This is a genomic window from Roseateles agri, assembly GCF_034043675.1.
GTDB lineage: Bacteria > Pseudomonadota > Gammaproteobacteria > Burkholderiales > Burkholderiaceae_C > KK5.
The window spans coordinates 251204-272950 of record NZ_JAXCLA010000005.1 but is presented as its reverse complement, the minus strand read 5'-3'; the positions used below and the strand labels follow the sequence as shown (position 1 = coordinate 272950).

General features: G+C 68.5%; 22 protein-coding genes. 9 read left to right on the top strand and 13 right to left on the bottom strand.

The features are described from left to right. Positions 1-39: 39 nt before the first annotated feature. The 5 genes from bamC to SNE35_RS16765 all read right to left on the bottom strand — a co-directional run bounded on the left by bamC (position 40) and on the right by SNE35_RS16765 (position 4194). Positions 40-1248 (bottom strand): NlpB/DapX family lipoprotein, encoded by a 1209-nt coding sequence (bamC, locus tag SNE35_RS16785; RefSeq protein ID WP_320424075.1) that lies wholly within the window; start codon positions 1246-1248, stop codon positions 40-42. 99 nt (positions 1249-1347) lie between these two features. Beyond that, entirely contained in the window at positions 1348-2229 is an 882-nt protein-coding gene (dapA, locus tag SNE35_RS16780) for a 4-hydroxy-tetrahydrodipicolinate synthase (protein ID WP_320424074.1), read from the bottom strand. Positions 2230-2282: 53 nt separating this feature from the next. Beyond that, a complete protein-coding gene (locus SNE35_RS16775; protein ID WP_431312757.1) occupies positions 2283-2843 on the bottom strand; it encodes a class I SAM-dependent methyltransferase in 561 nt (186 codons plus the stop codon). Continuing rightward, entirely contained in the window at positions 2840-2968 is a 129-nt protein-coding gene (locus SNE35_RS16770) for a hypothetical protein (protein ID WP_320424073.1), read from the bottom strand. Before SNE35_RS16770 ends, SNE35_RS16775 begins: the two co-directional genes overlap by 4 nt. Next, positions 2965-4194 carry an MFS transporter gene (locus tag SNE35_RS16765; RefSeq protein ID WP_320424072.1) on the bottom strand — a complete coding sequence of 410 codons (1230 nt, stop codon included), beginning with the start codon at positions 4192-4194 and terminating at the stop codon, positions 2965-2967. The genes SNE35_RS16770 and SNE35_RS16765 overlap by 4 nt, the downstream gene beginning before the upstream one ends. 117 nt (positions 4195-4311) lie before the next feature. On the opposite strand from SNE35_RS16765, the gene SNE35_RS16760 reads away from it, so the two are divergent. Next, complete coding sequence (locus SNE35_RS16760) at positions 4312-5415, top strand: HDOD domain-containing protein (RefSeq protein WP_320424071.1); 1104 nt, start codon at positions 4312-4314, stop codon at positions 5413-5415. On the opposite strand, the gene SNE35_RS16755 is transcribed toward SNE35_RS16760, so the two are convergent. Further along, a complete protein-coding gene (locus tag SNE35_RS16755) occupies positions 5412-6821 on the bottom strand; it encodes an amidohydrolase family protein (protein WP_320424070.1) in 1410 nt (469 codons plus the stop codon). The genes SNE35_RS16760 and SNE35_RS16755 overlap by 4 nt on opposite strands. 34 nt (positions 6822-6855) lie before the next feature. Here SNE35_RS16755 and SNE35_RS16750 point away from each other — a divergent pair, with 34 nt between their 5' ends. The 5 genes from SNE35_RS16750 to SNE35_RS16730 all read left to right on the top strand — a co-directional run bounded on the left by SNE35_RS16750 (position 6856) and on the right by SNE35_RS16730 (position 13137). Beyond that, on the top strand, positions 6856-8835 hold the full coding sequence (locus tag SNE35_RS16750) for a DNA topoisomerase IV subunit B (RefSeq protein ID WP_320424069.1): 1980 nt from the start codon (positions 6856-6858) through the stop codon (positions 8833-8835). Next, positions 8832-9371, top strand: coding sequence for a GNAT family N-acetyltransferase (locus SNE35_RS16745; protein ID WP_320424068.1), 540 nt, complete (start codon positions 8832-8834; stop codon positions 9369-9371). Before SNE35_RS16750 ends, SNE35_RS16745 begins: the two co-directional genes overlap by 4 nt. After that, a complete protein-coding gene (locus SNE35_RS16740) occupies positions 9368-10036 on the top strand; it encodes a lytic transglycosylase domain-containing protein (protein WP_320424067.1) in 669 nt (222 codons plus the stop codon). The genes SNE35_RS16745 and SNE35_RS16740 overlap by 4 nt, the downstream gene beginning before the upstream one ends. Positions 10037-10064: 28 nt before the next feature. After that, positions 10065-12422: a DNA topoisomerase IV subunit A gene (parC, locus tag SNE35_RS16735; protein WP_320424066.1), complete on the top strand. Its 2358-nt coding sequence runs from the start codon at positions 10065-10067 to the stop codon at positions 12420-12422. A gap of 148 nt (positions 12423-12570) precedes the next feature. After that, entirely contained in the window at positions 12571-13137 is a 567-nt protein-coding gene (locus SNE35_RS16730) for an FxDxF family PEP-CTERM protein (RefSeq protein ID WP_320424065.1), read from the top strand. A 73-nt stretch (positions 13138-13210) separates the two neighbouring features. Here the strand turns inward: SNE35_RS16730 and SNE35_RS16725 are convergent, their stop codons facing one another. The 4 genes from SNE35_RS16725 to SNE35_RS16710 form a co-directional block, all read right to left on the bottom strand. Continuing rightward, positions 13211-14536, bottom strand: a complete 1326-nt coding sequence (locus SNE35_RS16725; RefSeq protein ID WP_320424064.1) for a TAXI family TRAP transporter solute-binding subunit — start codon at positions 14534-14536, stop codon at positions 13211-13213. 14 nt (positions 14537-14550) lie between these two features. Further along, positions 14551-15012 (bottom strand): CYTH domain-containing protein, encoded by a 462-nt coding sequence (locus SNE35_RS16720; protein WP_320424063.1) that lies wholly within the window; start codon positions 15010-15012, stop codon positions 14551-14553. Positions 15013-15020: 8 nt separating this feature from the next. Further along, a complete protein-coding gene (locus SNE35_RS16715; RefSeq protein WP_320424062.1) occupies positions 15021-16061 on the bottom strand; it encodes a quinone-dependent dihydroorotate dehydrogenase in 1041 nt (346 codons plus the stop codon). Positions 16062-16185: 124 nt separating this feature from the next. Further along, positions 16186-17124 (bottom strand): LysR family transcriptional regulator, encoded by a 939-nt coding sequence (locus SNE35_RS16710; protein ID WP_320424061.1) that lies wholly within the window; start codon positions 17122-17124, stop codon positions 16186-16188. 105 nt (positions 17125-17229) lie between these two features. On the opposite strand from SNE35_RS16710, the gene SNE35_RS16705 reads away from it, so the two are divergent. After that, positions 17230-18198 (top strand): DMT family transporter, encoded by a 969-nt coding sequence (locus tag SNE35_RS16705; RefSeq protein WP_320424060.1) that lies wholly within the window; start codon positions 17230-17232, stop codon positions 18196-18198. Then, positions 18185-18592: an SRPBCC family protein gene (locus SNE35_RS16700; protein ID WP_320424059.1), complete on the top strand. Its 408-nt coding sequence runs from the start codon at positions 18185-18187 to the stop codon at positions 18590-18592. Before SNE35_RS16705 ends, SNE35_RS16700 begins: the two co-directional genes overlap by 14 nt. Before the next feature lie 11 nt (positions 18593-18603). Here SNE35_RS16700 and SNE35_RS16695 read toward each other — a convergent pair whose 3' ends face one another. Both SNE35_RS16695 and SNE35_RS16690 read right to left on the bottom strand, forming a co-directional pair. After that, entirely contained in the window at positions 18604-19350 is a 747-nt protein-coding gene (locus tag SNE35_RS16695) for an SDR family oxidoreductase (RefSeq protein ID WP_431312756.1), read from the bottom strand. Positions 19351-19406: 56 nt separating this feature from the next. Beyond that, the gene (locus tag SNE35_RS16690) at positions 19407-19982 is read right to left on the bottom strand and encodes a TetR/AcrR family transcriptional regulator (RefSeq protein ID WP_320424057.1); all 576 of its coding nucleotides are present in this window, start codon (positions 19980-19982) and stop codon (positions 19407-19409) included. Positions 19983-20077: 95 nt separating this feature from the next. On the opposite strand from SNE35_RS16690, the gene SNE35_RS16685 reads away from it, so the two are divergent. Continuing rightward, on the top strand, positions 20078-21163 hold the full coding sequence (locus SNE35_RS16685) for a 3-deoxy-7-phosphoheptulonate synthase (RefSeq protein ID WP_320424056.1): 1086 nt from the start codon (positions 20078-20080) through the stop codon (positions 21161-21163). Positions 21164-21184: 21 nt separating this feature from the next. Here the strand turns inward: SNE35_RS16685 and SNE35_RS16680 are convergent, their stop codons facing one another. Then, complete coding sequence (locus SNE35_RS16680; protein WP_320424055.1) at positions 21185-21691, bottom strand: PEP-CTERM sorting domain-containing protein; 507 nt, start codon at positions 21689-21691, stop codon at positions 21185-21187. Positions 21692-21747 lie beyond the last annotated feature (56 nt).

The window sequence follows — 21747 nt, the reverse complement described above, 5'->3', positions numbered from 1 at the left end:
GCGGTGCGGCGGCGTTCTTGTCGATGCTAACGCTGAGAATCAGCGCAGGTCGTCCATCAGCAGGTTCAGGATGCCCTTGGCGATGTCGTTCGTCTGTGCCTGGCCCTTGTTGTCCAGGATCGAGACAACCGTGGTCTGGCCCTGCGCCTTGACCAGCACGCGATAGCGGATCGGCTCGGCGCCCTTGTCGCTGCTGAACAGGCGCTGGAAGAAGTTCGGCTCGTCCTGGCCGGCCTTGGATGGATCGGCGTAGCGCAGGAAGAACATGCCCAGCGTGCGGTCGCGGTCCTCGATCGTGAAGCCATGGCGGTCCAGCGACTGGCCGACGCGGCGCCATGCGCGCTCGAAGTTGTCGTTGACCACCAGCTGATCCGGCACTTCGGACAGCGGGCGTGCCTTCTTCGTGTCCGGCAGAACCGAGGCCGGCACCGGCGCTGCAGGAGCCGATGCGGCGTCGTCGGCGCTGGCGAGGGTCGTCGGCGCTGCCAGAGTCTTGCCGCCCAGCTTGAGCATCAGGCGCGACAGCATCTGCGCTTCCAGCAGCGGGTCGCTCGGGCGATCCTGCCAGCCGGTGTTGTCCTTCTGCGTGTTCGTGTAGACCTCGGTCTTGCCGCGATGGCTGATGAAGATGTCGGTGCCACCCTTCTCATCGCGTTCGACGCGGGCGCGGTACATGTCGCGCTCGCCGGTCGAGTAGAGACTGTCGAAGACCTTGCCGATCGTGCGGCGGAAGAAGTCCTGCGGCAGCTTGGATTTGTCTTCGATCCAGTTGGTTTCGATCATGCCGGTATCGGCATCGCTGCTGGCGATCTCGAAGCCGTTTTCCTTCCAGAACGCGAGCACCTGCGGCCAGGTCTGCTCGGGCGTCAGGCTGGTGTGGACCCAGCGGTCGCTGCCGCTGCGTTCGATGCTGGCGTCGCCGGCGCTGTTCAGCGCGACCGCGCCGCGCGAGCCGGGGGCCGCTGCTGCACGGTTGCTGCCGGCCGTGTTGCCCGCTTCCTGCTGCTGGGCCAGCGCGGCGGCGCTGACGCTGCCACCCTGGATCTGCGAGCGGCTGTCCTTGGCCAGCTGGGTCAGGTCGGGCGGCACTTGCAGGCCGGCGGTCTGGCGGGCGTTGTTGTTGTAGTCGACCTTGTCGGACGAGAACCAGCCTTCGACGGTGCTGCAGCCGGCCAGCGTGGCGACCAGGGCCAGGCAGGCGACGCGCACGGCGGTGGACGACGAATCAACAATGGGGGAACGGGTCACGCTAGACATCTCCGGGGTTCGGAAGGGGCGCCGGAGCCGCGCTGCTGCTCCGGTCGCAAGAAAGTGCGGCATTAGATCAGATCGGCGCAGGCAGGCCGATCAGAGCAGGCCGGCCTCGACCATCGCGCGCTCGACGCTGGTCTGGCCGGCGTCGGTCAGCGGCGTGATCGGCAGGCGCAGGTGGGCGGCGCACAGGCCCAGGCGGGCCATCGCCCACTTGGCCGGCGCGGGGCTGGGTTCGCAGAACAGCTGCTTGTGCAGCGCCAGCAGCTGGAAGTGGATCTTCGTGGCCTCGGCGGCCTTGCCGGCCAGCGCGGCGCGGCACAGCTCGGCCATCGCGCGCGGCGCGACGTTGGCGGTGACGCTGACGTTGCCATGGCCGCCCAGCAGCATCAGCGCGATGGCGGTGCCGTCGTCGCCGGAATAGATCGAGAAGCCCTTCGGCGCGTTCTTGATCAGCCAGGCGGCGCGCTCGATGTTGCCGGTGGCTTCCTTGACGCCGAACACGCCGGGCAGGGCGGCACAGCGCAGCGAGGTCTCCGGTGCCATGTCCGCCACCGTGCGACCGGGCACGTTGTACAGCATCATCGGGATGTCGACGGCCTCGGCGATCGCCCGGTAGTGCTGGTAGATGCCTTCCTGCGAAGGCTTGTTGTAGTAGGGCACGACCGACAGCGTGCAGTCGGCGCCGACTTCCTTGGCGTAGCGGCTCAGCTCGATCGCCTCGGCGGTCGAGTTCGCGCCGGTGCCGGCCATGATGGGGATGCGGCCCGCGGCATGCTCGACGGCGGCGCGGATGATCTCGCGGTTCTCCTCCATGCTCACCGTCGGCGACTCGCCGGTCGTGCCGACGACGCCCACGCAGGCCGTACCTTCGGCGATGTGCCAGTCGATCAGTTTGCGCAGCGCGGGGTAGTCGACGCTGCCGTCTTCGTGCATCGGCGTCACCAGAGCGACGATGCTGCCAACAAGTCCGTTCATGGAATGGTTCCCAGTAATCCCGCGATTCTACTGAAGCGTCCGGGCGCTAAGCCTCAGTCCAGCATGTGGCGCTGGTAAATCCCGGCCTCGCCGGCCGGCCGAACCGCAGCAACGCGCTGGACATAACGGCCGTTGACGACTGACTGCCCGGATCCACCTTCATAGCCATCCTCGTAGCCGATCACGCGCAACTCGCTCCGGCAGAGGTCGAGCAGCTCGCCGGGCTGCAGCAGGAAGTCCGGGCGCGCGGGCCGGCCGATCGTCTGCTGACCGTCGGCAAAGGTCTCGTAGACCAGCCAGCCGCCCGGCGCCACCGCGGCGACGATGCGCGGCAGCAGTGGCCGCCACAGGTAATTTGTGACCAGCACCAGGTCGAACGTACGGCCTTCCAGGGGCCAGGCCTTGCCTTCGATGTCGGCGACGACGATCTCGGCGATTCCGCGCAGCGGGGCGACGGCCACCTCGTCGCGATCGACGCCGGTGACCTTCATGCCCGCCGCTGCCAGGTGGCGCAGGTGGCGGCCCGAGCCGCAGGCGAGATCCAGCGCCGTGGCGCCGGGTCGGACGGCCTGCGGCCAGCGCCGCAGCCAGGGGGAGATGTCGGTGATGCTCAAAAGCAGGCCCAGAGTTGTTGCGAGAGTTGCGTCATCAGCGCCGGCTGCGTGTAGGCGAGGAAGACCAGCGTTAACGCAAGCGCCGCAGCGCCGCGGGCGAGCCAGCGCTTGGTGTGGATCTTCATGCCGCTGCCGCGTGGCGCTCGATCGCGCCTTCGCGCACCGGCAGGTTCACCAGCGCCGCCATCACGCCCAGCGCCACGGCCAGCCACCAGACGATGTCGTAACTGCCGGTCGCGTCGTACAGCTTGCCGCCCAGCCAGACGCCCAGGAAGCTGCCGACCTGGTGGCTCAGGAACACGAAGCCGCCCAGCATCGACATGTGCTGCACGCCGAAGATCTGCGCCACCACCGCGTTCGTCGGCGGCACCGTGGACAGCCACAGGAAGCCCATCATCGCGGCGAACAGGTACACCGTCATCGGGCTCACCGGCACGCTGAGGAAGGCGATCATCGCCAGCACGCGCAGCGCGTAGATGCCCGACAGCAGGTAGCGCTTGGGCACCTTCTCGCCCAGGCTGCCGGCCGCGTAGGTGCCGAACACGTTGAACAGCCCGATCAGTGCCAGCGCGACGGTGGCGACCTGCGGCGACAGCCCGCGGTCCTTCAGGTAGCTGGGCATGTGCACGCCGATGAAGACGAGCTGGAAGCCGCAGACGAAGTAGCCTGCCATCAGCAACTGGAAGCTGCGGTAGCCGAAGGCCTCGCGCAGCGCGCTGCCGATGCTCTGGCGGGCGCCGTGCGCCGGGCCGCCTTGCTGCGGGCGCTCGCGCAGGCCCACGGCCAGCGGCATGATGACCAGCGCCACCGCCGCCAGCACGAACAGCGCGTTTTGCCAGCCCGCGTGGCCGATCAGCCAGTTCTCCACCGGCACCATCAGGAACTGGCCGAAGGAGCCGGCCGCCGCCGCCACGCCCATCGCCCAGGATCGTTTCTCCGCCGCGATGTTGCGCCCGATCACGCCATAGACGATCGCGTAGGTCGTGCCCGCCTGGGCGACGCCCATCAGCACGCCGGCCGTGGCTGTGAAGGCCCAGCCACTGGCCGAGGCGGCCATGCCCAGCAGCCCCAGCGCGTAGAGCAGGCTGCCCGCTAGCAGCACGCGGAACGCGCCGAAGCGATCCGCCACCATGCCGGCCAGCGGCCCGGCCAGACCCCAGCAGAGGTTCTGCACCGCGATCGCGAAGGAGAAGGTTTCGCGCGTCCAGCCGCGTTCCATCGTGATCGGCTGCAGCCACAGACCAAAGCCGTGGCGGATGCCCATCGAGGTCGTGACGACCATCGCCCCGCAGAGCAGGACCCGGGTCATCGACAGCTTGGCGTCGGCGGCAGAGGTGGTCGTGGCGTTCATGCCTACGAATGTAGCCAATGCGCGCCAACTTGCGCGGTTCGAGAAAAAGAGCCGGGTTCCGCCGCACCGCTCGAACTTACAGTTAGGCGGCCAACCGATTCGGGGCAGGGAACAACAATGATCAACGACTATCTCTGGTGGGGCATTGCGGCCGTCGCGGTTGCTGCCTTCGTGCTGCTGCGGCGGCCGCGCAAGGTGCAGGAAGCGCCACCGCTGGTCACCGCTGCCAAGGTGCCGGCACCGGCACCGGTGCAGCCCGAGCCGTCCGCCCGGCCCCGGCCGCCAGCGCCCGAAGCGCTGCTGGCCTTCCGGCCGACCCATGCCGATGAGCTGTCGCCCGAGCGGCGGCGCGACCTGTTCACGCTGTTCCGCAAGGTGCCGCGCCCGCCGGCGCTGCTGCAGCAACTGCTGTCGCCGGATTTCCTGAACACCGCGAGTTCGGCGCAACTGGTGGACCTGATCGCCACCGAGCCGCTGATCGCTGCGCGACTGCTGGCCGTCGTCAATTCCCCGGCCTATGGCCTGCAGCGGCCCGCCGCGAGCATCGACCAGGCCGTGATGGTGCTGGGCGTCAACGGCGTGCGCTCGATCTGCCTGCGCTACCTGATGCTGGCCGCTTTCAGCACCGACGACCCCGCCCGCGCCGCACGGCTGGAGGCCAGCTGGCGGGCCAGCGGCATCGCGAGCGAACTGGCCCGCCATCTCTGCCAGGCGCTGCACTTCGACGCGGCGGGCGCCACCGTCAGCGCGCTGGTACTCTCCTTCCTCGGCCGGCTGGCGATCGAGGGCGGTGCAACGGCCGAGGAGCTGGCCACGATCCCGCGCGAAGGCCTGCTGGCGCGCTCGATCGCCGAGCAGGCGGCGCTGGGCCTGCCCGCCGCAGAGATCGGCCGCCTGCTGATGACCGAATGGGGGCTGCCGCCGGCGCTGGTGGCCGATGCCGCTGACATCGACAGCCTGCTGACCAGCCCGCCCGACCCGCGCTGGCCGGACCGTGAGGGGCGCCTGGCGCTGGCCTACTTCTGCGCCCGTGTCGGCGAGCGCCTGGCGGACGGCGCACCGGCCACGCTGGAAGGCCTGGCCGTGCTGGACGAGGCGCCGGCCGATTTCTTCCATTTCCGCGCCTACCTGGCGCACCCGTGGCTGCGCAACCTGGAATCGGCGCTGCAGGACCCTGCGCTGGCCGAGCGCCTGCAGCAGTTGAAGACGGTGCAGGCCTAAGTCTTCTTGCGCGGCTTGGCGGCCGTTGCCGGCGCCTTCTTCTTCGTGCTCTTCTTGCCGGCCGCCTTGGCTTTCTTCGCCGCGTCGGTCGATTCGGTGGCCGTGGCGCTGGTCTCGGCCACGTCGTCCACCTGGGTCAGGATGCGGCCCTGCTTGACGCGGAACATCGGCGTGGCCACGGCCTTGAGGTCCTGCAGCGGGTCGCTGGGCAGCAGCAGGAAGCTGGCCTCGCAACCCGGCTCGAAGCAGCCGATCTGGCGCTTGGGGAACAGCGCACGCGGGGTGTCCATCGTCGCCATCTTCAGCAGCTCGGCGTTGCTGAACACGCCGGTCTCGGCCAGCCGCGCCAGCTCCGCCTGCGAGGTGCCGGTGAACACGTCCGAGCCCAGCAGCAGGGTGACGCCGGCGGCCTTCAGCGTCTGCAGGTTCTTGATCTGCGTCTGGCGCAGGCTCTCGGCCTGCTCGGGCGTGGTCTTGTAGAGCTGCGTGGCGGCGATGGCGGTCGTCACGGTCGTCTTCTGTCGTGCGGCCAGCGCGGCGGTGTCGGCACTGATCAGGTAGCGCTCGGGCCCGTCGCCGTGGTGGTTGAAGTGGCCGGGCAGGTGGGCGATGTTGTCGGCGCCCGCGCGCACGGCGGCGTCGAAGTCGCCCGCGCTGTCGACGTTGGCGCTGACCCGCAGGTTCGACTGGTGCGCGTGCTTGACGATCGCCGCCGCCGTCTCGGCGTCCAGGCCCAGCCGGCCCTTCAGCTCGGGCTTGGCGCGCAGCTCGGGCTTGTCGCTGTAGCTCAGGGTGATGCGCACGAGATCGGGCTTGCGCTGGGTGACCAGCTTCCATTTCTGGTCGACCTGTTCGGGCTTGTCCATCACCAGCACCGCCTTGTCGGCGATGTCGGCCAGCTTCGGCTTGGCTGGGGCGGCCATCAATGCTGCCAGCGGCTGGCCGTCGCTGGAGGTGATGCAGGCGCTGGCGAAGACGACGTCGGGGCTGTCCTGGGTGTTCAGCTGCGTCTTGGCGGTGGCCAGCTCGGCCGGGTCGCTGCAGAGCATGGCGGCATAGAACACGCCGTCCTGGATGTAGCGCTGTTCGTAGTGCTCGATACCCCAGTCGTTCTGCAGGTTGTAGTTGTGGGCCTCAGCCAGCGGCGGAATGATGAACTGGTTCTTCAGGTCCATGCGCCGGTTCACGCGGGCGGGCTTCTGCGCGGTGAACTTGCCGTCCACGATGTAGAGCGTGCCCTTCTTGAAACCCTGGCCGTCGAACCACTGGGCGTTGACCAGGGCGAAGCTCAGCTGCGCGCTGGCCTTGAAGGGCTCGGCATCGGGCGCCTGGCCCTGGGCGCGGGCGATGCCGCTGAAAAGAATCGTTACGGACAGCGAAAGCAGGGACAGCAGGCGGCGGCTCATAGGGCCGACATGCTAACCATAGAATCCCGCCCCTATGGCTACGAACCCCACGACCCCTTCTTCCTACGGCGAGGCGTCGATCCGCGTCCTGAAAGGCCTGGAGCCCGTCAAGCAGCGGCCCGGCATGTACACCCGCACGGACAACCCGCTGCACTGCATCCAGGAAGTCATCGACAACGCGGCCGACGAGGCGCTGGCCGGCTTCGGCAAGCGCATTGACGTGGTGCAGCATGCGGACGGCTCGGTCAGCGTGGCGGACGACGGCCGCGGCATCCCTTTCGGCCTGCATCCGGAGGAGGGCGTGCCGGTCGTCGAGATCGTCTTCACGCGGCTGCATGCCGGCGGCAAGTTCGACAAGGGCTCGGGCGGCGCCTACAGCTTCTCGGGCGGCCTGCACGGCGTGGGTGTCTCGGTGACGAACGCGCTGGCCAAGCGGCTGGAGGTGAGCGTCTGGCGCGAGAAGCAGGTGGCGGCGCTGGCCTTCTCGGGCGGCGACGTGGTGGAGCCGGTCAGCGTGCGGCCTGCGGCCTCGGGTGACCGCAAGCAGGGCACGACGGTGCGCGTCTGGCCCGATGCCAAGTATTTCGAGAGCGCCGAGCTGCCGAAGAACGAGCTGGTGCACCTGCTGCGCTCCAAGGCCGTGCTGATGCCCGGCGTCATCGTGACGCTGAAGAACGAGAAGACCGGCGATGTGCAGACCTGGTCCTACAAGGGCGGCCTGCGCGACTACCTGATGCAGACCCTGGTGGCCGATCCGCTGATCCCGCTGTACGAGGGCGAGCAGTACGCCAGCAAGTCCGAGACCGAGAACTTCGCCGAAGGCGAGGGCGCCGCCTGGTGCGTGGCCTTCACCGACGAAGGCACCGTCATGCGGGAGAGTTATGTCAACCTGATCCCGACGGTGGCCGGCGGCATGCACGAGTCCGGCCTGAAGGACGGCCTGTTCGGCGCGATCAAGGGCTTCATCGAGATGCACAGCCTGCTGCCCAAGGGCGTCAAGCTGATGCCGGACGACGTGTTCTCGCGTGCCTCGTTCGTGCTCTCGGCCAAGGTGCTGGACCCGCAGTTCCAGGGTCAGACCAAGGAGCGGCTGAACTCGCGCGACGCGCTGCGCCTCGTCTCCACCTACGTGAAGCCGGGCCTGGAGTTGTGGCTGAACCAGCACGTGGAGCACGGCAAGAAGCTGGCCGAGCTGGTCATCAAGCAGGCACAGACACGCCAGCGCGCGGCGCAGAAGGTCGAGAAGCGCAAGGGCTCCGGCGTGGCCGTGCTGCCCGGCAAGCTGACCGACTGCGAGAGCCGCGACCTGACGCTCAACGAGGTCTTCCTGGTCGAAGGGGACTCGGCCGGCGGCTCGGCCAAGATGGGCCGCGACAAGGAAACGCAGGCCGTGCTGCCGCTGCGCGGCAAGGTGCTGAACACCTGGGAGGTCGAGCGCGACCGCCTGTTCGCCAACAACGAGATCCACGATATCTCCGTGGCGCTGGGCGTCGACCCGCACGGCAAGAACGACTCGCCGGACCTGTCGGGCCTGCGCTACGGCAAGGTCTGCATCCTGTCCGACGCGGACGTGGACGGCTCGCACATCCAGGTGCTGCTGCTGACGCTGTTCTTCCGCCATTTCCCGAAGCTGGTCGAGACCGGCCACGTCTACATCGCCCGCCCGCCGCTGTACCGCGTGGACGCGCCGGCCCGTGGCAAGAAGCCGGCCGCCAAGATCTACGCGCTGGACGAGGGTGAGCTGACCGCCACGCTGGACAAGCTGCGCAAGGAAGGCGCCCGCGAAGGCTCCTGGAGCATCAGCCGCTTCAAGGGCCTGGGCGAGATGAGCGCCGAACAGCTCTGGGACACGACGCTGAACCCCGAGACGCGCCGCCTGAGCCCGATCAGCTACGGCCTGCTGGACCTGGAGGCCACCGAGACCGCGATCAACAAGCTGATGGGCAAGGGCGAGGCCTCGTCGCGGCGCGAGCTGATGGAAATCCACGGAGACTCGGTCGAGATCGACGTATGAAGCCGCTCGTGCACCTGCGGCCGACGATGCTGTCCGATCTGGACTTCGTCGTCTCGGTCGAGCAGGACGCCACCAATCTGCCGTTCATCACGCCGTGGGAGCGCACGCAGCACGAGGGCGCGGTGCGCTTCCCGGATTCGCGGCATTTCGTCGTCGAGGCTGGTGAAGGTGATGGAGCCATGGCCGGCTTCGTGATCCTGCAGGGCTGCCGCAACCCGCATCGCTCGATCGAGCTGAAGCGCCTGGTGCTGGGCCCCAAGGGCCTGGGTTACGGCCGCGCCTGCGTGCGCCTGCTGAAGAAGATGGCCTTCACCCAGCTCGGCGCCCACCGCTTTTGGCTGGACGTGAAGGCGCTGAACGTGCGGGCGCAGAAGCTCTATGCGAGCGAGGGCTTCGTCGAGGAAGGGCGGCTGCGCGAGAGCGTGCGCCTGTCTGGCGTCGGCGCGGACGGCTACGACAGCCTGGTCGTGATGTCCATGCTGGACCGCGAGTACCAGGCGCGGCAGGCGCTGGGCGTCGAGGAGCCGGGCGCGTGAAGCGGCTGCTGGCGCTCGTCCTCACATTCGCCGCCACGGCAGCGCATGCCGAGCTGTGGGGCTATGTCGACGGTCGCGGTATCGCGCACCTGGCCTCGGCGCCGCTGGACGGCAGCTACAGCCTGGTGATGGGCACGCCCGGTGCTGCCTTCGGCCGCGTGCCTGGCAAGCTCGACGGCAGCCAGCCGCTGCTGACCTGGCTGGACATCGCGCCCGAGGTCAAGGCCGTGCAGCCCTATCTGCGCCAGGCCGCCGCCCGGCACGGCGTGGACATGGAATTGCTGAAGGCGGTGATCGCGGTGGAGTCCGGCTACAAGCGCGACGCGGTCTCGCCGCGCGGCGCGATGGGCCTGATGCAGATCACGCCCGAGACCGCCGCCCGCTACGCCACGGCCGCCGACGCACAGCGCCTGCTCGATCCGCGCATCAATGTGCTGACCGGCGCGCGCATGCTGGCCGACCTGATCAAGCGCTTCGGCCGCATCGATGCCGCGCTGGCTGCCTGGAACGCCGGCGAGGGCGCGGTGCGCAAGGCCGGCGGCCGCGTGCCCGACATCGACGAGACCCGCGCCCATGTGCAACTGGTGCTCGAACTCTACTGGGCGCTGCTGCAACGCAGCCTGCCCGCGAAGGCGCAGCAGCTGGAGCTGCACCTGTCCCAATGAACATCTGACATCCGAACCGAAGTAACCGATGAGTAGTGACCAAGCCGACCTCTTTGCCGCAGCTCCGCCACCGCCACCGCCGCCGCCGCCGTCCGACGACAACAGCGACGCGCTGACCCTGGCCCACTACGCCGAGCGCGCCTACCTCGAATACGCGCTGTCGGTCGTCAAGGGCCGCGCGCTGCCCGATGTGTGCGACGGCCAAAAGCCGGTGCAGCGCCGCATCCTGTACGCGATGGAGCGCATGGGCCTGTCCTTCAGCGGCAACGCCGGCGCCAAGCCCGTGAAGGGCGCCCGCGTCGTCGGCGACGTGCTGGGCCGCTTCCACCCGCACGGCGACCAGTCGGTCTACGACGCGCTGGTGCGCATGGCGCAGGACTTCTCGCAGCGCTACCCGCTGATCGACGGCCAGGGCAACTTCGGTTCGCGCGACGGCGACGGCGCCGCGGCGATGCGATACACGGAAGCGCGCCTGGCCCCGATCGCGCGGCTGCTGCTCGACGAGATCGACGAGGGCACGGTCGACTTCATCGCCAACTACGACGGCTCCACCGAGGAGCCCAAGCAGTTGCCGGCGCGGCTCCCGTTCACCCTGCTCAACGGTGCCTCGGGCATCGCCGTCGGCATGGCCACGGAAGTGCCCAGCCACAACCTGCGCGAGGTGGCGGCCGCGGCCGTGGCGCTGCTGAAGAACGAGAAACTGTCGGACGACGAGTTGTTCACCTTGCTGCCCGGCCCGGACTTCCCCGGTGGCGGCCAGTTGATCAGCCCGCCCGAGGACATCCGCGCCGCCTACCAGTCCGGCCGCGGCAGCCTGAAGCTGCGCGCACGCTGGAAGATCGAGGATCTGGCGCGCGGCCAGTGGCAGCTGGTCGTCACCGAGCTGCCGCACGGCACCAGCTCGCAGAAGGTGCTGGAGGAAATCGAGGAACTTTCGAACCCCAAGGTCAAGACCGGCAAGAAGGCGCTGACCCAGGAGCAGATGCAGCTCAAGGCCAGCCTGCTGGCCGTGCTGGATGTGGTGCGTGACGAATCCAGCAAGGACGCGCCGGTGCGCCTGGTATTCGAGCCGAAGAGCCGCACCGTCGAGCAGCAGGACCTGATCACGACCTTGCTGGCCCACACCAGCCTGGAAAGCTCCGCACCGATCAACCTGACGATGATCGGCCTGGATGGCCGGCCCACGCAGAAGGGCCTGCGCCAGATCCTCAGCGAGTGGCTGGCCTTCCGCCAGGCCACCGTGCAGCGCCGCACGCAGCACCGGCTGGACAAGGTGCTGGACCGCATCCACGTGCTGGAAGGCCGGCAACTGGTGCTGCTGAACATCGACGAGGTGATCCGCATCATCCGCAACGCGGACGAGCCCAAGCCGGCGCTGATCGAGCGCTTCAAGCTGAGCGACCGCCAGGCCGAGGACATTCTTGAAATCCGCCTGCGCCAGCTCGCGCGGCTGGAGGCGATCAAGATCGAGCAGGAGCTGGCCAAGCTGCGCGAGGAGCAGGCGAAGCTGGCGGACATCCTGGCCAACCCCGGCGTGCTCAAGCGCACCGTGGTCAAGGAGATCGAGGCCGATGCCAAGCAGTACGGCGACGAGCGCCGTACCTTGATCCAGGCCGAGAAGCGCGCGGTGGCCGAGGTGCGCATCGTCGACGAGCCGGTGACGGTGGTCGTCTCGATGAAGGGCTGGGTGCGCGCGCTGAAGGGCCATGAGGTCGATCCGGCGGCGCTGGCCTTCAAGAGCGGGGACCAGCTCTACGGCGTGTTCCCCTGCCGCAGCGTCGACCCGCTGATCGTGTTCGGCAGCAATGGCCGCGTCTACTCGGTGCCGGTCTCATTGCTGCCGGGTGGCCGCGGCGACGGCCAGCCGATCACGACGCTGATCGAGCTGGAGAGCGGCACGCAGATCGCGCACTACCTCGCCGCAGCGCCGGGCCAGAAGATGGTGCTGGCCGGCACGGGCGGCTTCGGCCTGATCGCGCAGACCGGCGACCTGGTCGGCAGCAAGAAGGCCGGCAAGACCTTCCTGGCGCTGGAGGGCGAGGAGAAACCGCTGCCGCCGGCGCTGCTGCCGGCGGGCGAAGTCGCAGGCGTGCAGTTCGCCTGCCTCTCGCTGCAGGGGCGGCTGCTGAGCTACCCGATCGATGAGCTGAAGCACCAGCCCAAGGGCGGCCGCGGCCTGACTCTGATCGACCTGGAGCCCAAGGACGCGCTGGTCAGCGTCGCCGCGTTCACGCAGCAGCTGCTGGTGCAGGGCAGCGGGCGGGGTGGCAAGGCGAAGGAAGAGCTGCTGAAGGGCGCCGCGCTGGCCGGCTATGCGGGCAAGCGTGCGCGCAAGGGCAAGCCGGTGGAAGGCATGCAGCGGGTGATGCGGGTGCTGGCGCCCTGAAGAGGCAGGCGGGCGCGGCGCCGATGGACCGCTGTCGCCTTGTGCACCCCCTCATTTAGAGGGGTTGTGACATTGAAATAAGCGACAAAGAGCTGCACACTCATCTTGCATCACGAAATGTCGACGCTTGCTCCGTTAAGGAAATCACATGAAGCAGCTATTTCTTCTCAAAGCTGTATTTGCCAGCGCGGTCATCGCGTCGGCCTTGCTGGGCGGGAACGCTTCCGCGACCACTTACAACCTCGGTGCCGTGAGCATCGGGGTTCCGAAGACCTTCAGTGCCACGGTCGCCAACGGCATCTTCGCGGATACCTACACCTTCGCGTTGCCGACGAACGGCGGCTCGGGCTATTCGTTCCAGAACTTTCCGATTGACCTGGGGTCGCTCGGCACCCTGAACCTGTCGTTCAGTGGTTTCGACCTCGCCTATGCCGGCGCGGACGGTGTGGTGGGCAACGCCGACGACAAGGTTGTTGCTTCCGGCAACCTGAGTTCGGTCGGCTCCTACTCCTTCTCGGTGCCTGCCACGGAGGGCGGGGTCTACTACCTTGACATCTTCGGTCGCGCCACGGGCTCCCTGGGCGGTGCCTACAACGGTGCCATCAGCGTCCAGGCTGTGAGCCCCGTGCCCGAGCCCGGCAGCTATGTGATGCTGATGGCGGGCCTGGGCGCGGTGGGCCTGGTGGCCACGCGTCGGCGGCGTACGCTCCGCTGATCGAATCCCCTCGCAGGCTCCAAGCCCCGGCGCACTCCACGGTGCGCCGGGGCTTTTCCATTCCAATCAGGCGCTATCTCGGGCCGGGCTCCCGCGCCACGATCCGCTTGCGCGCCGCGTGGATGTTGTTGCGCAGCGCGTAAAGCTCATCCGCGTACGACAGCGGCACGGCCACGCGGTTGACCCGCTCGTCAAGCTGGTCGAGCCGCTTGTGCGCGCTGTCTGCCGTCTCCTGGCCGGTCTCGACGCGCTCCTCGATCTCGCGCAGCAGCGCGTACCAGCGGAACACGCGGCGGCGCACGCGCCACTGGTACAGCGGCGGGATCACGCGCGACAGCGGCAGCAGCAACACCAGGAAACCGCCGATCAGCAGACCCATGCGCTGGACCAGATTAGCCAGCCAGAAAGGCAGCCAGCGCTTGTAGAAGGGCGGCGTACCGTTGATCGCCTGGTCGCCCTCGGGGCTCACCGGCAGTTCGCTGGTACGGGTGTTCGGGAAGTCGCGCGCGCGGTTGAACCAGCCGACCTCGCCGTGCAGCTTCACGGCGGCGTCGGCGAACAGTTCACGCAGTGCGGGATGCACGTCCTCGCGGGCCAGCAAGGCGGTCGTCAGCGCCACCATCGAGACGTCCTGCGGCGGCAGGTCTGACGCCAGCTCGGCCACGCCGCGCGGCAGGGTGACGCTGGAGAAGAAGCCGAAGCGGCGGCTGTAGGCATCGGCCTGGGCCATGTCCACCAGCGCGATGTCGGGCGCACGCAGCAGCTTGCGGACGAAGCGCGACTGCGGCGCTTGCGCCAGCACGATGGCGTCGAGCTTGCCGGCCAGCAGCGCCTCGGTGGCGGCCTCGGGCGGCAGGTTTTCGATGTGCAGCGTGGCCATGTCCAGCTTGTTGGCCTTGAACAAGCGCTCCATCAACAGGGGCACGCCGCTGCCGGGCGTGTCCACGCTCAGCCGCAGCTTGGCGAGCTGGGGCAGCGCGGTGATCGGCGGCGCCTTCGGCAGCTTGCGATAGAAGATCCACAGCGGTTCGTAGAACAGCGAGCCGAGCGAGAGCAGCGCGTCGTCGTCGGTGTACTCGTCGGTGCCGCCGCGGATGAAGGCGACGTCGGCCTTGTCCTCGCGCAGCAGCTGCAGGTTCTCGGCCGAGCCGGCGGTGGCGATCTCGCGCACCTCGATGCCCTTGGCCTTCAGCTGCTCGGCGTAGCGCTTGCCGAACAGCGCGTAGGTGGAGCCCTCCGGGCCGGTGGCCATGCGCACCGTGTGCGGCGGCTGCGGGTCGATCCACCAGTAGGCGCCGACGATCAGCGCAGCGACGAGGAAGAACAGCGGGCCGATCGAGGCCAGCAGGTCGCGCAGTTGCTGCCAGGCGGAGGCGAAGGTACGGGGCATGCGCGTCATCGGGTTCTTGGGGCTCACCAGTCCTTGAACGGACGGCTCGCCAGGCTGGAGTTGAAGTAGCGCGGGTCGGCGGTGACGTCCTCGCCCGCCCAGGAGGGCATATCGAATGCCTGGTCTTCCGCGGCCAGCTCCACCTCGGCGACGACCAGCCCGGCGTTGTCGCCGAGGAATTCGTCCACTTCCCAGACCAGCCCGCCGTGCGGCACGCGCCAGCGGTACTTCTCGACCCGCGGACCGTCGCACAGGGCCAGCAGTTGCTCGGCGTCTTCCACCGGGATCGGATATTCGAACTCGGCCCGGGTAGCGCCGCGCGACTCGCCCTTGATCGTCAGCCAGGCCGCGCCGCCAGCCAGGCGCACGCGCACCGTGCGCTGCTTGTCGCGGTTCAGGTAGCCCTGGCTGAGGCGCTCGGGGGTCAGGCCTTGCTTCCAGGCCTCGCCGACGACGAGGAACTTGCGCTCGATCTCGATGCCCATGATGCGACCTAGGCGCGCGCCATCGCCGCCGCGCACTCACTCACCAGCGCGGGGCCGCGGTAGATCAGCCCCGTGTAGACCTGCACCAGGTCCGCGCCGGCAGCCAGCTTGGCTTGCGCATCGGCGCCGCTCAGCACGCCGCCGACCCCGATGATCGGATAGCCCGCGCCCAGCTCCGCACGCAGCAGGCCGATCACGCGGTTGCTGGCCTCGAACACCGGCCGGCCCGACAGGCCGCCGGTTTCCTCTGCGTGCGGCAAGCCCTTGACGGCCTCGCGGGAGATTGTCGTGTTCGTCGCGATCACGCCGTCGATGCCGTTGGCCTTCAAGGTGCGGGCGATCACGCCGACTTGGGCTTCGTCCAGGTCCGGCGCGATCTTGACGAACATCGGCACGCGGCGCTTGTGCTCGACGGCCAGCGCCAGCTTGCGCTCCTGGAGCCGGGACAGCAGCGCGTCCAGCGCCTCGTCGCTCTGCAGCGCGCGCAGGTTCTTCGTGTTGGGGCTCGAGATGTTGACGGTGATGTAGTCGGCATGCGGGAACACGCCCGCCAGGCCGATCAGGTAGTCGTCCACCGCGTTCTCGATCGGGGTGGCGGCGTTCTTGCCGATGTTCAGACCCACCAGGCCGCCGGCCGCGCGGAAGCTGCGGGCGCGCCGGACGTTGGCGAGGAAGGCATCCAGGCCCTCGTTGTTGAAGCCGAGGCGGTTGATCAGCGCATCGGCCTCCGGCAGGCGGAACATGCGCGGCTTGTCATTGCCCGGCTGGCCCTTGGGCGTCACCGTGCCCACCTCGATGAAGCCGAAGCCCATCGCCCCCAGGCCGTCGATGCAACGGCCGTTCTTGTCCAGGCCGGCGGCCAGGCCGATGCGGTTGGGGAACTTGAGGCCGGCCACGGTGACCGGGTCCTTGACGCGGGTCTGCGACCACAGGCATTGCGCCGGCGTGTTCTGCAGTTTCGCGATGCTGCCCAGCGTCAGTTCGTGGGCGTGTTCGGGATCGAGGCCAAACAGGAAGGGGCGGGTGAGGGCGTAGGGGATCAGCGGCATGGGGCGGCATTGTCGCAAAGCTGGCTCGGGCCGAGCGCCGGGCCGCCCCAAGCCGGCCCGGCGTCCCCGCGGGGGACCGACTGGGCTCGCCCGCGTTCAGCGCGGCGAGACCGGGCGAGGGGCATCACTCTCGGTCCCAAGGTGGCACTTGTCCCATCTTCTCCAGCATGAAGTCGATCAGCGCGCGCACCTTCGGGCTGGGCTGGCGGCTGGGCAGGTAGACGGCGTAGAGCGTGTCGGCGTCGGCATTGCCGCCCAGCGGTTGCCAGTCGGGCAGCACCGCTTCGAGCCGGCCGGCGCGCAGGTCGTCGCCAACGGCGTAGGTGGGCAGCACGGCTAAGCCCAAGCCCGCCAGCGCGGCCACACGCAGCGATTCGCTGCTGTTGACGGTGAGGCCGCTCTCGAAGCGCAGCGCGGCGCGCACCGGCACGCCGGCCTCGCCGTGAATGGCGTGGCGGAACTGCCAGCGGTCCGGCGCATGCAAGTAGCCGAACAGCAGGCAGTGATGCTCGGCCAGCGCCTCGACCGTTTCGGGCCGGCCATTCGCGCGCAGGTAGGCGGGCGAGGCACAGGTCACGTAGCGGATCGCCGCGAGCCGCCGTGCCACCAGCCCTGGCGAGGGCCGCGACGTCAGCCGCATCACGACGTCGAAGCCTTCCTCGGCCAGGTCCACATAGCGGTCGTTCAGCCCAAGCACCAGTTGCACCTTCGGGTAGCGGGCGCAGAACTCGCCCATCAGCGCGGTGAACTGCAGGTTGCCGAAGGCGGTGGAGGTGGACAGCCGCAGCACGCCGCGTGGCTCCTGCGTGCCTTCGATCTCATCCGCCAGTGCCTGCGCCTCGTCGAGCAGGCGCAGCGCGCGTTCGTAGACGCCGCGGCCTTCCGCCGTGGGGCTCACGCTGCGCGTCGTGCGGTGCAGCAGCTTGGCGCCGAGTTGCGTTTCCAGCCGCACGACCTGCTTGCTGACGGCCGACTTGGTCGTCGACAGCACGCGCGCTGCGCCCGAGAAGCTGCGCGCGTCCACGACGCGGGCGAAGGCGAGCAGGTCTTCGAGGCGGCCCATCGTTGTTCTCCAGTTGGAAACTCTGAATCGATCTGTGAGCGAATTGTGTCCTGATCGGCTAATTTCTACAGTGGCGCCACTGGATTTCCTTCGAGGAGCTGCCCCATGCATAACGCCGAACTTGCACGCACATTCCGCCCGGCCCTGCCGTCGGTGCCGCTGGCCGCGATGAGCCTGCCGCTGCTCTTCGTCGTGCTGTGGAGCAGCGGCTACGTGATGGGCAAGGTGGCGCTGGCGCATCTCGGGCCGCTGACCTTGCTGGCGCTGCGCTTCGGCATCGCGGCCGGTGTCCTGCTGGCCATCGCCGTGATGAGCCATGCGCCCTGGCCGCGACGCGCGCGGGACTGGGCGCATCTCGTCGTCGTCGGGCTGCTGATGCAGCTGACGCAGTTCGTCGGCGTCTACGAGTCGATGCGGCAGGGCTTGCCCAGCGGCATCGCGGCGCTGCTGATCGGCATGATGCCGGTGGCGACCTGCCTGGGCGCCTGGCTGTGGCTCGGCGAGCGGCTGGGGCGGATGCAGCTCATCGGCCTGCTGGGCGGCCTGGCGGGCATCGCGCTGGTCGTCGTGGGCAAGCCGGTGCAGGGTGGCGGCGCTGCGGCCTATGGGCTGGCGGCGATGGGCCTCTTCGGCCTGGTGGCCGGCACGCTGTACCAGAAGCGCTTCTGCGCCGGCATGGACCTGCGCAGCGGCGCCTTCGTGCAGGTGGGCATCTCGGCCCTGCTGGTGACACCGGCGGCGAGCCACTTCGAAGGCCTGGCCGTGCAGTGGAGCGCGGAGGCGGTGCTGGCCGTGCTGTGGCTTGCGCTGGTGAATGCGATCGGTGCGTTCTCGCTGTTGTTCCTGATGGTGCGGCGCGGCCAGGCGAGCGCGGTGGCGCGTCTCTTCTATCTCGTGCCGGGCGTGTCGGCGGCGATGGGTTTCGTGGTGCTGGGCGAGCATCTGCCGCCGCTGGCGCTGCTGGGCTTCGGCCTGAGCGCGGCAGCCGTCGTTGCTGCCACAGCCTTGTCAGGAGGAGGGCGTTCCAATGAATCGCCCACCCCAGAACAAGGAAAACGCCATGTGGACCCATGAAGCCAGCATCGAAACCCACGCGCAGCCGGCCACGCTGTGGAACCTCTTCACCGACGTGCCCGGCTGGAAGCGCTGGAACGCCGGCATCGAGCGAATCCTGCTGCTCGGCGACTTCACCAGCGGCACCCGCTTCGTGATGCAGCCGCCGGGGCAGGACGCCTTCACCAGCAAGCTGCTGGATGTCGTCGAGAACCGGCATTTCGTCGACGAGACGGTGATCGACGACACACGCGTCGTCGTCTCGCACGAACTGATCCCGCTAGCCTGGGGCGGCACCAAGGTCGTCTACCGCACCGAGATCGACGGCCCGCAGGCCGCCGAGTTTGGTCCGCACGTGACCGGCGATTTCATCGACGTGCTGACGGCACTGAAAGACCTGGCCGAGCGGGCTTGAGGCGGTGTCTGTCAGAGCACGAAGCCGCCGTCGATCGTGAGGCTGGCTCCGGTGACAAAGCCGGCCTCGGCGCTCGCCAGGTAGGCCACCATGCCGGCAACCTCATCCGGCTCTGCCAGACGGCGCAGCGGCACCATCGGCAGGATCAGCGCGTGATGATCGGCCGTCATGTCGGTCTCGGTCGGGCCGGGCTGGACGTTGTTGACGGTGATGCGGCGGGGCGCGAGATCCAGCGCCACGCCCTTGACCAGCGCGGCCACCGCCGCCTTGGTCATCGCGTAGGCGGCGCCGATCGGCGTACCGGTCCGGACCGCCGTATTGCTGCCGATCGTGATGATGCGGCCGCCATCCTTCATCCGCGCGGCGCTGGCCTGGATCGCCACGAACACGCCGCGCACATTGACGGCCAGCATCCGGTCTAGGTCTTCGAGCCGCAGTTCCGCCAGCGTGCCCAGTGCCAGCACGCCGGCATTGACGACGGCGAGGTCCAGCGGGCCGAACCGTTCGGTCGCCTGCTCGACGGCTTGCTGCAGCGCCGCTGCGTCCGCGCTGTCGGCTCGGATCGCGAGGGCGCGCCGGCCGAGGGCCTCGATGTCCGCCGCCACCGCCGCGGCATCGTCCGGGCGTGACACATAGGTCAGCGCCACGTCGTAGCCCTCCCGCGCCAGCCGCCGTGCGATCGCCGCGCCGATGCCGCGCGAGCCGCCGAAGACCATTGCCACGCCATTTCCATTTGCCGTCTCATTTGCTGTCGTCATCGTCATTCCTTAAATTGAACAATCATTCAAAAATAGACCAAAAAAAAGCAGATGCCCTACTTGAGCGCCTGCAGGCTCAACCGTGCCAGTGCCCGCAGTTCGGCGTCCCCGGCGCCGCCGCGGGCGGCCAGCCGGATGCCCGCGATGTTGGCGATCAGGAAACCGGCTGCGTGCTGCACGTCCAGCTCCGTCGACACCTCTCCGTCCCGCTGCGCCTGACGCAATCGGGTGGCCAGCGCCGTGCGCAGCGAGCGGCCGGCGGATTGGCGGATCCGCGCCAGCTCTTCGGTGCCCTCGCGCGCATCGCCGAACTCGCTGATCGAATGCGTGCCCAGGCAGGCCAGTCGTGCCTCGGCAACGACTCTTTTCATCATCGCCTCCACGCCGCCCAGCGCCGTCGGCGCACTGCCCAGTGCATCGATGTGGCCGGCCGTCTCGGCCGCCGCATAGCGCTCCAGCGCCGCGCAGTACAGCGGCCATTTGCCGCCGAAGGTGTTGTAGAGGCTCTGCTTGCCGATGTGCATCGCCTCGACCAGCATCTCGGCCGACGTGCCCGCGTAGCCGTGCTCGCGGAACACATCGATCGCGGCGTCCAGCGCCACGTCGGGATCGAACTGCTTCGGTCGTGCCATGGGGCGAGTGTCCTTTAATTGGAACGATCGGTCAATAACGGCGAATTCAAGCGGCCATAATTCGGGGTTCCCCTGAAGACCACAGCCAGACCGCCATGAACTCCGACGCCGCCACCCTTGATTCCACCCGCACTGACGACACGCGCATCAGCGCGGTGCGCCCGCTGATCTCGCCGGCGCTGCTGCTGGATGAGTTGCCGCTGCCGGAATCCTCGCTGGAGCTGGTGGAGCGCGCGCGCCGCGAGATCGGCGACGTGCTGCATGGCCGCGACGACCGGCTGCTGGTGGTCGTCGGTCCGTGTTCGATCCACGACCACGACCAGGCAATGGACTACGCGCGGCTGCTGAAGGACTTGCGCGACGAGCTGGCGGGCGAGCTGCTGGTGGTGATGCGCGTGTACTTCGAGAAGCCGCGCACGACGGTCGGCTGGAAGGGCTACATCAACGATCCGCGCCTGGACGGCAGCTTCCACATGAACGAAGGCCTGCGCCTGGCCCGTCAGCTGCTGCTGGACGTGACCGCGCTGGGCCTGCCGGCCGGCACCGAATTCCTGGACCTGCTGTCGCCGCAATACATCTCCGACCTGATCGCCTGGGGCGCCATCGGCGCGCGCACGACCGAGAGCCAGAGCCATCGCCAACTGGCGTCGGGCCTGAGCTGCCCTGTCGGCTTCAAGAACGGCACCGACGGCGGTGTCAAGGTGGCGTCCGATGCTGTGCTCGCCGCCAGCGCCAGCCACGCCTTCATGGGCATGACCAAGATGGGCACGGCCGCCATCTTCGAAACCCGCGGCAACGAGGACTGCCACATCATCCTGCGCGGCGGCAAGGCGCCGAACTACGACGCCGCTTCGGTGCAGGCCGCCTGCGAAGCGCTGAAGGCTTCGGGCCTGCGCGAGCAGGTGATGATCGATTTCTCGCACGCCAATTCGAGCAAGAAGTACGAGCGCCAGATCGACGTCGGCCACGACGTGGCCGCGCAGATGGCCGGCGGCGACAAGCGCATCACCGGCGTGATGATCGAAAGCCATCTGCAGCCGGGCCGGCAAGACCTCGGCGCCGGCCAGACCAAGCGCGACCTGCTGCCCGGCGTGTCGATCACCGACGCCTGCCTGGGCTGGAGCCAGACCGAGCCGCTGCTGCGGGAGCTGGCGGCTGCGGTCCGTAGCCGTCGGGGCTGACGGCTTTTTGAGGGACGAGGCTTAGCTCTTGCGACGGCGCGCAGCGAGGGTGCCGACGAGGCCGAGTCCGCCCAGCAGCATGGCGTAGGTCGCCGGTTCGGGCACGGCGCTCACTTCGCTGACGGTCAGCGTGTACTGGCCCGAGCCGCCGAACTCCGTCATGGCGAAGGTGCCGAGCAGGAAAGTCGGTTGATCTTCGGAGCCGCTGTACAACTGCGGGCCGTCGGTGAGCAACAGCGTGTTGTCGCCCATGTAGTCATAGATCTGCATGCCGCCACCGATGTCGGCATGGTAGAAGGTCAGGTCGGCGATCGTGTCGACGGCGCCGCTGAAGTCGCCCGTCACGTCCCACATCACGAAGCCGCCGCCCTCCTCGGAAATGTCGGGCACGACGGTCGAGTTCATCTGCCAGCTGGCGGAATAGTCACCGGTGACGGTGAACTGGTACTGGGCTGCATCTGCCGCATTCGCCGCCAGCGCCATTGCGCAGCAGGCTGCGATTCGGGTCAGGGTGCCATTGAAAACCATCAATCTCTCCTAGATCAGTTACTGGGTCAGTTACTTGGACATCTGCCGTCTTGGGG

Coding starts and splice junctions, on each gene's coding strand:
- SNE35_RS16755 (WP_320424070.1), bottom strand. CDS start 6,821: ATGAGCCGCCGCCTGCTGTCCCTGCTTTCGCTGTCCGTAACGATTCTT.
- SNE35_RS16765 (WP_320424072.1), bottom strand. CDS start 4,194: ATGAACGCCACGACCACCTCTGCCGCCGACGCCAAGCTGTCGATGACC.
- SNE35_RS16720 (WP_320424063.1), bottom strand. CDS start 15,012: ATGGGCATCGAGATCGAGCGCAAGTTCCTCGTCGTCGGCGAGGCCTGG.
- SNE35_RS16745 (WP_320424068.1), top strand. CDS start 8,832: ATGAAGCCGCTCGTGCACCTGCGGCCGACGATGCTGTCCGATCTGGAC.
- SNE35_RS16770 (WP_320424073.1), bottom strand. CDS start 2,968: ATGAAGATCCACACCAAGCGCTGGCTCGCCCGCGGCGCTGCGGCGCTT.
- SNE35_RS16710 (WP_320424061.1), bottom strand. CDS start 17,124: ATGGGCCGCCTCGAAGACCTGCTCGCCTTCGCCCGCGTCGTGGACGCG.
- SNE35_RS16700 (WP_320424059.1), top strand. CDS start 18,185: ATGTGGACCCATGAAGCCAGCATCGAAACCCACGCGCAGCCGGCCACG.
- SNE35_RS16690 (WP_320424057.1), bottom strand. CDS start 19,982: ATGGCACGACCGAAGCAGTTCGATCCCGACGTGGCGCTGGACGCCGCG.
- dapA (WP_320424074.1), bottom strand. CDS start 2,229: ATGAACGGACTTGTTGGCAGCATCGTCGCTCTGGTGACGCCGATGCAC.
- SNE35_RS16695 (WP_431312756.1), bottom strand. CDS start 19,350: ATGACGACAGCAAATGAGACGGCAAATGGAAATGGCGTGGCAATGGTC.
- SNE35_RS16705 (WP_320424060.1), top strand. CDS start 17,230: ATGCATAACGCCGAACTTGCACGCACATTCCGCCCGGCCCTGCCGTCG.
- parC (WP_320424066.1), top strand. CDS start 10,065: ATGAGTAGTGACCAAGCCGACCTCTTTGCCGCAGCTCCGCCACCGCCA.
- SNE35_RS16725 (WP_320424064.1), bottom strand. CDS start 14,536: ATGACGCGCATGCCCCGTACCTTCGCCTCCGCCTGGCAGCAACTGCGC.
- SNE35_RS16715 (WP_320424062.1), bottom strand. CDS start 16,061: ATGCCGCTGATCCCCTACGCCCTCACCCGCCCCTTCCTGTTTGGCCTC.
- SNE35_RS16680 (WP_320424055.1), bottom strand. CDS start 21,691: ATGGTTTTCAATGGCACCCTGACCCGAATCGCAGCCTGCTGCGCAATG.
- SNE35_RS16685 (WP_320424056.1), top strand. CDS start 20,078: ATGAACTCCGACGCCGCCACCCTTGATTCCACCCGCACTGACGACACG.
- SNE35_RS16760 (WP_320424071.1), top strand. CDS start 4,312: ATGATCAACGACTATCTCTGGTGGGGCATTGCGGCCGTCGCGGTTGCT.
- SNE35_RS16750 (WP_320424069.1), top strand. CDS start 6,856: ATGGCTACGAACCCCACGACCCCTTCTTCCTACGGCGAGGCGTCGATC.
- SNE35_RS16730 (WP_320424065.1), top strand. CDS start 12,571: ATGAAGCAGCTATTTCTTCTCAAAGCTGTATTTGCCAGCGCGGTCATC.